10 protein-coding genes are annotated in these 9,308 nt (G+C 69.0%); 3 read left to right on the top strand and 7 right to left on the bottom strand.

The genetic code is table 11. From position 1 onward, the window contains the following. Positions 1–656: sigma-70 family RNA polymerase sigma factor (locus tag M8J74_RS40750; protein ID WP_249841227.1), on the bottom strand; the 656-nt coding region annotated here is incomplete at its 3' end. A gap of 194 nt (positions 657–850) precedes the next feature. On the opposite strand from M8J74_RS40750, the gene M8J74_RS40745 reads away from it, so the two are divergent. Beyond that, the gene (locus M8J74_RS40745) at positions 851–1,966 is read left to right on the top strand and encodes a PP2C family protein-serine/threonine phosphatase (RefSeq protein WP_249841229.1); all 1,116 of its coding nucleotides are present in this window, start codon (positions 851–853) and stop codon (positions 1,964–1,966) included. A 32-nt stretch (positions 1,967–1,998) separates the two neighbouring features. Here the strand turns inward: M8J74_RS40745 and M8J74_RS40740 are convergent, their stop codons facing one another. The 6 genes from M8J74_RS40740 to M8J74_RS40715 all read right to left on the bottom strand — a co-directional run bounded on the left by M8J74_RS40740 (position 1,999) and on the right by M8J74_RS40715 (position 7,828). Continuing rightward, positions 1,999–4,149 (bottom strand): SpoIIE family protein phosphatase, encoded by a 2,151-nt coding sequence (locus tag M8J74_RS40740; protein WP_249841226.1) that lies wholly within the window; start codon positions 4,147–4,149, stop codon positions 1,999–2,001. Between the two features lie 510 nt (positions 4,150–4,659). Next, entirely contained in the window at positions 4,660–4,863 is a 204-nt protein-coding gene (locus tag M8J74_RS40735; RefSeq protein ID WP_058920781.1) for a cold-shock protein, read from the bottom strand. A 312-nt stretch (positions 4,864–5,175) separates the two neighbouring features. Then, positions 5,176–5,634, bottom strand: coding sequence for a CorA family divalent cation transporter (locus tag M8J74_RS40730; RefSeq protein WP_249841225.1), 459 nt, complete (start codon positions 5,632–5,634; stop codon positions 5,176–5,178). Positions 5,635–6,213: 579 nt separating this feature from the next. Next, a complete protein-coding gene (locus tag M8J74_RS40725; protein WP_249841224.1) occupies positions 6,214–6,693 on the bottom strand; it encodes a DUF3618 domain-containing protein in 480 nt (159 codons plus the stop codon). Beyond that, positions 6,690–7,061: a phage holin family protein gene (locus M8J74_RS40720; RefSeq protein ID WP_249841228.1), complete on the bottom strand. Its 372-nt coding sequence runs from the start codon at positions 7,059–7,061 to the stop codon at positions 6,690–6,692. The genes M8J74_RS40725 and M8J74_RS40720 overlap by 4 nt, the downstream gene beginning before the upstream one ends. A gap of 320 nt (positions 7,062–7,381) precedes the next feature. After that, entirely contained in the window at positions 7,382–7,828 is a 447-nt protein-coding gene (locus tag M8J74_RS40715; protein ID WP_249841223.1) for an ATP-binding protein, read from the bottom strand. A gap of 162 nt (positions 7,829–7,990) precedes the next feature. Here M8J74_RS40715 and M8J74_RS40710 point away from each other — a divergent pair, with 162 nt between their 5' ends. Both M8J74_RS40710 and M8J74_RS40705 read left to right on the top strand, forming a co-directional pair. Continuing rightward, entirely contained in the window at positions 7,991–8,368 is a 378-nt protein-coding gene (locus M8J74_RS40710) for an STAS domain-containing protein (RefSeq protein WP_249841222.1), read from the top strand. Positions 8,369–8,542: 174 nt separating this feature from the next. Further along, a complete protein-coding gene (locus M8J74_RS40705) occupies positions 8,543–8,914 on the top strand; it encodes an STAS domain-containing protein (RefSeq protein WP_249841221.1) in 372 nt (123 codons plus the stop codon). Positions 8,915–9,308 lie beyond the last annotated feature (394 nt).

Raw genomic sequence — 9,308 nt, 5'->3', positions numbered from 1 at the left:
TCCTCCACCAGTTCCAGCGCCATGTCCTCAGTGCCGATGAAGTCCTGGAGTACCGCTTCCCCCTCGGCGCTTCCTCCGACGGCGGCGTCCAGGGACGAGGAGTTGTAGCCGTTGGCGGCCAACCGCGCCTCACGGACTTCCTCCTCGGGCAGGCTCATGAGCTCCGACAGCTCCTTGACCGTCGGGGTGCGGCCCAGTCGGCTGCTCAGCTCCTCGGTCGCCTTGGCGAGCTGCGTACGGGCTTCCTGCAGGCGTCGCGGCACATGGACGGCCCAGGTGGTGTCGCGGAAGAACCGCTTCATCTCGCCGACGATGTAGGGGATGGCGAAGGAGGTGAACTCCGCCTCCCGGGAGAGTTCGAACCGGTCGATGGCCTTGATCAGGCCGATCATGCCGACCTGGACGATGTCCTCCATCTCCTCCGGCCCACGGCTGCGGAACCGGCCGGCCGCGAAGCGGACCAAGGACATGTTCATCTCGATCAAGGTATTGCGCGCGTAGCTGTAGGCGGGCGTGCCCTCCTCCAACACGGCCAATTGCCCGAAGAACAGCTTCGACAGTGCGCGGGCGTCACGCGGCGCCACCCGGGACGGATCGGTGATCGTCGGCAGATCAGCCGGTCGCGCGTCCGCAGACGTCGCACTCGTGAACACCATGACAGTCCTCCCACACCCAGGTCAGCCCCACACGACTGTCGACCAGGCGCGCGTACCCCCTCATAGTGCATCCACACCTCCCATCGCACCACAGTGGGGTACCCACAGGATCGCAGGGGGCCCGTGGAGGAGCTTTGGTTGGCGGAATGGCGCATCATCGCTCTAGGGCTTGGTGGAAGGCGTGGGCCATGACCATGGGACGGCGGCTGGTTTTCAGGGGAAGCTGGCGGCCGGGTCACGCACCCGTCTTGGTCGTGATTCCCCTTGCGTTGATCGTCACGGTCTGCGTGGTGGACGTACTGGCGCCCCCCGACATCCACCTCGGGCCGCTGCTGGTGGCTGCGCCCGCGATCACGGTGGCCTTCGCCGGTGCCCGGCTGACCGCAGTGATGGGGATTCTGGCAGTAGCGGCGCAGGTGCTCATCGGGATCCTCAGAGGCACTTTGGCGACCGCGAACGTCCAGACGCAGATCGCTGCTCTCTTCGCTGTCTCCGCCGTCTGTGTCGCTGCGTGTGTCGTGCGGGACCGGCATGAGCGGCAGTTGCATCGCGTACGGTCGGTGGCCGCGGCGGCGCAGAGTGTGCTCTTGCGTCCCCTGCCCACGCACGCGGGCGGGCTGCACATCGCCGGCCTGTACCTGCCGGCCGTGGAGGAAGCCGCTCTGGGTGGAGACCTGTACGCGGTGGCGCGAACCGCCGATCACAGCACCCGGCTTCTGATCGGGGACGTACGCGGCAACGGTCTCGCCGCGATCAACAATGCCGCCCTGCTGCTGGGCGCCTTCCGTGCGGCCGCTCACCGGCAGGCCACTCTTCCCCGTCTCGCCGTCCACCTGGACGCCGCCTTCCGCTGGGACACCAGTCAGTGGCGGTCGGGGGCGGAGCAGGACACCGACGAGGACTTCGCCACCGCCGTGCTCCTCGACATCCCCGATCACGATCCGGTCGTGCATCTGATCGCCTGCGGCCATCCACCACCGCTGGTGCTGCAGAAAGATCGCCTCACCCCACTCGTGCCCGAGGCCAGTCACCTGCCGATCGGACTCGGCGGCGCCTTCGGAGTGGCCGGCTACGACGTGCAGACGTTCCCGTTCGAGGTCGGCGACCTGCTCCTGCTCTACACGGACGGTGTCGTCGAGGCACGCGATCGCGGGGGCCTCTTCTATCCCCTGGCCGAACGGGTGCCGCAGTGGGCCAAGGAAGACCCCGGTGAATTGCTGCGGCTTCTGCGGAACGACCTGCTGGCGCACGTCCACGACCACCTCGGCGACGACGCGGCCGTGGTCGCGATCCGACGTCTGGCCACCTGATCACCAGGGTGTGCAGCTCAGGTCTCCTTCGGTCACCGCAGGTCGGCGGTGAGGGCGAGCGCGGCCTGGTCGTCGTCCCCGTCGTGCGGGCCTGCGAAGGCCTGTACCGCCGTGATCACTGTGTCGATGATGGTCTGGGCCGTCTGCAGCCTTCCGTGTCGCGTGCGCAGGGCGTCGATGAGGCCTTCTTCGCCGAACTGCTGCCGGTCCGCGTTGCGGGCCTCGGTGATGCCGTCGGTGTAGAGCAGGAGGCTCTCGCCGGGCTTGAGGTGCAGGTGGTGGACGGGCAGGCGGGGCTCGGTCTCCATACCGAGAAGGAAGCCAGGGACGTCCACTTCGCCGACGGTGCCTGAGCCGTCGATGTGCAAGGGCACGGTGTGTCCGGCGCGTACGAGGGCGATGTCGAGTCCGCTGTCGCCGGCAGGAGCGAGGTGGCCGTAGACGAGGGTGACGAAGCCGCTGCCGTGACTGTCCGGACGGTCGAGGAGGGCCTGGTTGACGGCGCGGACGACTCCGTCGGGCTCGGGCAGGAACCGGGCGACGGCGCGGGCGGTGTGGCGGACCAGGGCGGTGGTGGTGGCGGCCATGGCCCCGCGTCCGCAGACGTCTCCGAGCAGGAACGCCCATCGGCCGTCCGACAGGGGGAAGAGGTCGTAGAAGTCGCCGCCGATGTCGAGTCCCTCGCCGGCGGGGTGGTAGTACGTGGCGACGTCGGCGCCGGGAACTTCAGGAACCTCGGGCAGCAGAAGGCCGGCTTGCAGGTCGCGGGCGAGAGCGGCGCGCTGGGTGTACTGGCGGGCGTTGAGCGCGGCGGAGGCGGCGCGGCGGGCGACTTCTTCGGCGAGCGCGACGGTGTGACCGTCGAAGACGTTCTCACTGGTGGAGAGCAGCGTCAGGGTGCCGAAAGCGCGGCCGCGGTCCAGCAGGGGGATGCACAGGTAGCCGGTGACCCCCAGCTCCGTCCATGGGCCGGGGCCGGTGGGGGTGCGGCGGGCGACCTCGGCGATACCGGCCGCCAGAACGCGCGCGACGGCATCGTCGGCGGCGTCGTAGACCGGGATGTGCGAGGCCAGCAGTTCCTCCTGTGCGGCTGTGGGCGCGGCGGTGGCGATACGGCGCACACGGCCGGCGTCGATGACGTCGACCGCGCACAGTGGGGCCAGCGTGGGCGTGCAGGAAGAGGCCAGGCGCTGCAGGGTCTGGGTGTGGTCCAGGTCTGAGGTCAGTCGGGTGCTGGCCCGCAGGAGGAACGCGAGGTCGTCGCGGGCGGCCTTCTCCTTGGCTTCGGCCGCACGACGGGCCTGCTCGGCTCGGTGGCGTTCGATGGCCAGGGCCGCGGTGTCGGCGAAGACCCGGACCAGCGCGAGATCGGCTTCCTGCGGCATGCGGGGGGCGGTGTGGTACATCGCGAAGGTGCCCAGCAGAGACCGGTCGCGGGCCAGGATCGGCGCCGACCAGCAGGCTGCCACTCCAGCGGCGTTCGCCAGGTCACGGAAGTCGTCCCAGAAGGGGTCGGTCGCGATATCGCTGACGATGACGATCCGACGACGGTGGGCGGCGGTGCCGCAGGAGCCGACGCCCTCGCCGGTGGCGATTCCGTCGATGGCCTGGTTGTAGAAGTCGGGCAGGCTGGGGGCTGCGCCGTGACGCAGGTGCCGGCCGTCGGAGTCGGCCAGCAGGATGGAGACCTTGACCTCGTGCGGGGCGAGGCGCTCGATGACGCGGGCCATGCCGTCCAGCACGTCCGCAAGGGGGGCCTGCCGGGCGATCTGCTCCAGCAGAGCCCGGTGCTCGGCCGTCAGCTGCTGGGCGTGTTTGACCTGGGTGGTCTCCACTCCGATGACGCGTACGCCGGTGACATTGCCCGCCGCGTCCAGGCGGGGCTCGTAGATGAAGTCGAAGAAGGCCTCGCGTGCGGCGGCGTCCTCTCCCCACACGATGCGGGCGTCATAGCCGATGTAGGGCTTGCCGGTGCGGTAGACCTGGTCCAGCAGTGCGATGAACCCCTGCTTGGCGAGTTCGGGGATCAGTTGCCCGAGCGGGAGCCCGGTGCGCGCCCGTTCGTCGTCGCCGATCGCGGCGAAGAAGGCGTCGTTGGCGGCCTCCACCATGTGGGCGGGCCCGGCCAGGGAGGCGAACACTGCCGTTGACCGGCCGAACAGGGCAACAAGGTCCTGTTCCACAGCGTGATCGCTGCCTTGAGCGTGGCCGGAGGCGGCGGTTGCGTGCGGGTGTTGTTCCGGGGTGACCGTCATGACCCGCTACCTCTTTCGTCTTCTGTGCCGGCGGCGCGTCCGCGGCTGGAGTCGTCTGGCTGTTGTCGACGTGCGCCTCGTGCACCGTGACGCAGATTCCTGGGGGCTGATGCGGTCGCGTGAGCTCGCACGCCCCGGTCATCGCGCCCAGGCTGGAGGAGTCGCAAACGCGCAGTCCAAACGCGGTCGATCACCCTCGGCATCGGTCGGTCCGCGCTGCTGGGGCATGCGTCGGCCGCCTCATGCACGGCCCGCGCGGTGGGCCTGATGTCCACCGAGGACACCGGCAGACGCCTCCACCTTGCCGCCCGGCGGCCGACCGGCCGTAGGGGCTGATCTCCGGCGTGCGCAGAGTCGGGATCTTTCTCTTCTTCCTCACGAGTCGAGGCGACTGCCGCAACGACAGCCGCCTCGACCGTTTCCGTCCAGTCCGGCCGCTCAGCCGCGGACGATGTTCTGCGCCTGTGGGCCCTTCGGCCCCTGACCGATGTCAAAGGTGACGTGCTCGCCCTCGGTCAGCTCGCGGTATCCATTGCCCTGGATCTCGGAGTAGTGCGCGAAGACGTCCGCGCCCCCGTCGTCCTGCGCGATGAAGCCGTAGCCCTTTTCCGAGTTGAACCACTTCACAGTGCCGCTTGCCATGTTGGTCGATCCTTCATTCATGCCCGGGAACAGCCCTCACCCGGGCATGCTCCGGCTCGCGCACCCGCGCGAGCCAACAACCGGACTACCCCCAACGCGCCACACCAATCCCATGAGGAGCACCGATATCGAGCGGAGAAAGTCGCCGCACCACCTGTGCACGACCGTTCGCCACCGGGCGCGAACGGGGCGTGAAAGGAGGATTCCCGCGAGCGCCAGCGGTCGCTGCAGGCGTCGTCCTCGGTGCCGATGTTCGGCTGCCGCGGCCGGCTGGGTCGGCGGCCGGCCACGCGGCGGGGAGGGGTGCGGCGGTCAGAGCCAGCCGTTGCGGCGGAAGGCCCGGTACAGCAGTCCCGCGCCGAGGGCCATCACCACCAGTGCGCAGGGATACCCGTAGCGCCAGTCGAGTTCGGGCATGTGAGCGAAGTTCATGCCGTAGAGGCCGGCGATCATGGTGGGGATCGCGAGAATGGCGGCCCAGGCGCTGATGCGGCGCATGTCGTCGTTCTGCCAGGTGCCGACCTTGGCGAGGTGGGCGTCGAGGACGGAGCCGAGCAGGTCGTCCAGAGCGCGGACTTCGGTGTCGGTGCGGGTGAGATGGTCGGCGACGTCACCGAAGTACGGCGTCATCTGCTGTGGCCAGCCGTCGTGCGCAGCGGTGACGTGCTGGACGACGGGCACGAGGGGCTGGACGGCGTCGCGGAACTCCACCACCTCCCGCTTGAGCGAGTAGATCTGCTCCGTAAGGTCGTCGCGGGCGGGTGAGAACACGCACCGCACTGCCTCATCCTGATCCATCCTTGTCGGTCTTGGACCAAGGAGCTATGCGGGAGGGTCGGCCCGGTGTCTGGAGATGCTGCCAGCAGCTGCGCACGTGCGCCTCGGCCTCGCGCACAGCGCTGTTGGTCTCCATGCGGGCGGTGGCCGGGTGGGATGCGGTGTGCGGGGTGGGCGATGCCGCGTGCTGACGTGGCTCAGCCGAACCGGTCCGGTGGCGTCGGCGGTCTTGGTGCAGGACGGCTGCCCGGGCAATCAGGATCGCGGCGATGACAGCGGCGGCGGTGAGCGCGGTGGCAGCATGCTGATCGGACATGACGGGGCCTTCAGTAGATGGGGTGACGGAAGGGAGTGAGGGGGCGGGGGCCGGTTGCTGTCGTGCCGGCCGTTCCGCCCCTGGTGGGTAGTCAGCCTGGCCGCGTTCCGGACACGCGGTGGGGACCATGGCGTCGCCGCAGTCGGCGCTCGCTTCGACCTTGTCAAAGCGAGCGCCGAGCAGGACGGTCACAGCCACACCTCACCCCAGGACCGTTCGAACAGCGCGCCGGTGACCGTGGCGAACGCCTTCTTGGTTCACTCCTGGCCGCGGAACGCCACCCACGCCAGCACGGCCACGCCTGCGGCCACCAGCAGAACCTTGCGGTGGTCCCGCGCCATCTGAACGCCCTGGGCCGTCTTCAGCCGTACCGGCTCGGGCGCCTTGTCCTGCCACAGCTGTCCCGCCTGACCGGCCTTGGCGCTTGCCTGCTCCGCGGCCTGGGCCACCTTGTCCTTGACCGGAGCAGGGAGCTTGTCCTGCGCCTGGTGCGCCAGTCCGGACGCCTTGGCCTTCATCTCGTCCACTTTGTGGGCGCCCTGCTCCTTCAGCTCGGCGGCCTTCGCCGCGGCCTGTTGCCTGACCTCGGCGGCCTTTTCCTGCGTACGCGCCTTGACGTCGGTCTTGGCGGCCAGCGCCTCGACCGTCTGCCCGAGTTCGGCACGGGTCTGTTCGACCTGTTCCCGCAGTTCCTCGGGGGTGGCGGCGGTGGGCTCGTCGTGCGGCGGCTGGGTCATCGGTGGGCACTCCCCTTGATCTCGGCCACGTCGGCCTTCACGTTCTCGATCGTCTGCTCGGGCTGAGGCGGCGCCGCCTGCTGCACCTGCTTCTTTCCGCTCAGGACCATCACCGCGGCGATCACGCCGAGCACCCCCGTGACGATCAGCGCCGCCGCCCACACCGACAGCGGCACCGCCAGCGCCGCGATCGCAGTGGCGACGAGCGCCTCCAGCATCAAGAAGCCCACGACTCCGGCGCCGCCGAACAGGCCGCCGCCCTTGCCGTAGCGCTTGCCCTTCTCCTTCATCTCCGCCTGGGCCAACCTCATCTCGCCGCGCACCAGCTCGGTCAGCTGCTGCGAGGCACGCTGCACCAGCTCTCCCACCGGCTCCTGGCCGGAGCGTTCGGTAGTGCGGCCGGCCCCGGTGTAGTGCGACTGCGTGTCCGCCACAGCGATCACCTCCTCGTCGTTCCTGCGCACATCGCTGGGATCCGCGCTGCCCTCTGCTGAGCGCGCGGGTACCCCGATCCGCGGATTTAAGGAACTCCGATGGCCGAACACCACTGCTCCGTGTTTCCTCATCGTCGGCATTGACGTGCCGGGACGGCGGACCCCTCAGCGGCACGGCTCTCCACGCGGCACGCCGCTTGAGCAGAGAGCGCGTGACGCCACAGTGATCTGCAGCTCGATGAGATGCGGGTGCGCTAGGGGGCGGCCAGGGTGAGGCGGGCGATGATGCGTTTACCGACCGGCTCGCGCTGGGCTTCAAAGGCTTGGGCCACGGCCATTACGATCTCCAGGCCGTGCTGGCCGATCCTGCCGGCGTCTGCCGCCCGGGCGATCGGCAGGGTGGGATCGGAGTCCCACACCGCGACCTCCACTGAATCGCCGAGGATGCGCAGATCCAGCAGGACCGGACCGGGGGCGTACTTGCGGGCGTTGGTGACCAGCTCACTGACCACCAGCTGAGTGAGATCCACGGCGCGCTGGGAGACGTCCAGCCCATGGTCGGCCTGAACACGGACGAGGAATGCGACTGCCAGGTCGCGGGCCTGGGCGATGTCCGCACCGCCGCCGACCAGGGCAACGTTGGTTTCTATCACTGGTCTGTCCGGCGCAACGCCCTTTTCGGGCGTCGAGCCTGTTTCCATGGCTGCTGCCAATTCATTCCCCGTTCAACAACAGTTGCGCGCCTACCCGTGTGACCGCCGGTCACACCTTCGTGAGGATGTCGGATCGGCCACACAACGGCACCACTCGTAGCATGCTCGGCGCCATGCGCACACGCGCTCGAGTGTGTCAGGATCACCGGCATGTCAGAGGGAGAAAAGACGGGCACCGAGCATCCACAGCAGACCGGCCGGCTGTCGGTCACGGCCACCACCACCGACGGCGTTCGTGTGCTGACCCTGGCCGGAGAGATCGACCACCACACCGGCGACACGCTGCGCCAGGCCCTGGACACCCCGGGCACTCCCTGTCCTCGCATCGTGGTCGACATGGGCGAGGTCACGTTCATGGACTCCAGCGGCATCAACATTCTCATCACCGCCCACCAGGACCTTGGCTCAAGCGACGGCTGGCTGCGTCTCGTTGCCGTCGGCCCATCCGTCATGCGCACCCTCAGCATCGTCGGCCTCGACGCCGTCATCGACTGCCACACAACGCTGCGGCAGGCGCTCGACGCGTGACCCATGCACTGGCATTGCCGGCGGCCGACACACCGTGTGCAGCGGCCGGGCCACAGCACTTCCCCTCGCCGGGCCCGGCCGCTGAGGCTGTGTTCCCAACCTTCACACCCGCCGGGTAACCGCGCAGGGAAGGGCGTAACCCATGCGTGACCATCGGCTGGGCATACTTGCCTCATGGCAACCGCCGACAGCGGTCACACACCGCTTCCAGAGCGCAACGGACACACCCCGGGACAGGTCGGGGTGGTTCAGTACGAACGCGGCGGGGCCTGGGTCGTCATCGCCCACGGCGACTACGACCTCGACTCCATCGGCCGGCTCACCCAGGCCCTGGACACCGCGGCCGCACAGCACAAGCGGGTGGTCCTGGACGCCTCGGCCGTCACCTTCGCCGACTCCACGTTCCTCAACCTGCTGCTGAACACCCACCGCCACACCGACCTGCGGATCGCCGCCCCCGCCCCGCAACTGCGGCGCATCCTGGAGATCACCGGCGCGGACACCCTCCTCGACATAAGGCCCACCGTCGACGACGCCGTCACCTGACCCAGATCGGCACCATGTCGAGGTGGCCGGCGAGGTCGAGGCCCGTACGGCGGAGATCGCCTGGTCGTAGGCCCCCCTCGGGGTGTCGCTGGTCAGCTGCACCCAGCCTGCAAGCCGAGGATTCCCTCCTGCGGCCTCCGGAGATCCACGCCCATCTGCACACTTTCCGCAGCGCCCTGCGGCACCGGACGTTGTCGACGCTCGGGGGCGCTGGTAGGCGCCGTCCACGCCCCTGAGCCCCCGGCGCGTTGGCCCGTATCGGAGCAACTGCCCTTTGACGAGCAGGAGTTGCCCTTCACTCGCTGTCAGTGGGTCCCGGCATGATCACGGTCATGACTACTTCGATCGTGGAACAGCTCGTCCAGCGAACCGCCGAGAAGCATGGCGTCCCCGG

It is taken from the genome of Streptomyces panaciradicis (assembly GCF_023516615.1).
GTDB lineage: Bacteria > Actinomycetota > Actinomycetes > Streptomycetales > Streptomycetaceae > Streptomyces > Streptomyces panaciradicis.
Note: the sequence above shows the minus strand (reverse complement) of the source record. Positions and strands in the feature narration are given on the sequence as shown.